Raw genomic sequence first — 903 nt, forward strand, 5'->3', positions numbered from 1 at the left:
TCGCCACTACTTTGGGAATCTCGGTTGATTTCTTTTCCTGCGGTTACTTAGATGTTTCAGTTCACCGCGTTCGCTTCGCATGGCCTATGTATTCAGCCATGGATACTCCAAAAGGAGTGGGTTTCCCCATTCGGACATCTACGGATCAAAGCTTGTTTGCCAGCTCCCCGTAGCTTTTCGCAGGCTACCGCGTCCTTCATCGCCTGTGATCGCCAAGGCATCCACCACATGCACTTGTTCGCTTGACCCTATAACGAGTCTGTCTCATCGACAGTTCGTTACAGGTTGAGTTCTCGCATTTGTGCCGTATTCCAATTGAGTCAAACATAGAGTTCGAATCATCTTGAGATACATCGATACAATCACAACCCGGATAGTTTTCACGTCCATCTCAAGACGCTTCCGCTATCCAAATTACTTACTTCTTCCAGATTGTTAAAGAACGACAGCCGATATGGTTTTACTCATATCAATCTGACTGGCTCAATCGCCAATGACAAAAATTCGACTAAGTCGAACGCTTGTCATTGAAGATTGGTGGAGGCAGACGGGATCGAACCGACGACCCCCTGCTTGCAAAGCAGGTGCTCTCCCAGCTGAGCTATGCCCCCATGTACAGATATTCCTCAGGTGTTCAACCTGTCGGTATGGGGTGCTCGTAAGTGCTAAAGCACTAACGATCACCGACACGCCAGACAAGACATTGGTGGGTCTGGTTGGATTCGAACCAACGACCCCCGCCTTATCAAGACGGTGCTCTAACCGACTGAGCTACAGACCCCTGAGTCTGTCTTTAATTTACAGCCGATAAGCGTGAGCGCTCAACTTTGCGAGAAGCTCTGGAAAGGAGGTGATCCAGCCGCACCTTCCGATACGGCTACCTTGTTACGACTTCACCCCAGT

At 49.4% G+C, this 903-nt stretch carries 2 tRNA genes and 2 rRNA genes; all 4 read right to left on the reverse strand.

The window, feature by feature from the left end:
• Positions 1–248, reverse strand: a 23S ribosomal RNA gene (locus tag BCO18175_RS40400); the annotation flags it as partial.
• Positions 249–535: 287 nt separating this feature from the next.
• Positions 536–611 (reverse strand) — tRNA-Ala (locus tag BCO18175_RS40405).
• A 93-nt stretch (positions 612–704) separates the two neighbouring features.
• A tRNA-Ile gene (locus tag BCO18175_RS40410) sits at positions 705–781 on the reverse strand.
• Positions 782–843: 62 nt separating this feature from the next.
• A 16S ribosomal RNA gene (locus BCO18175_RS40415) occupies positions 844–903 on the reverse strand; the annotation flags it as partial.

Origin of the sequence: Burkholderia lata (assembly GCF_902499335.1) — a bacterium.
GTDB lineage: Bacteria > Pseudomonadota > Gammaproteobacteria > Burkholderiales > Burkholderiaceae > Burkholderia > Burkholderia lata_B.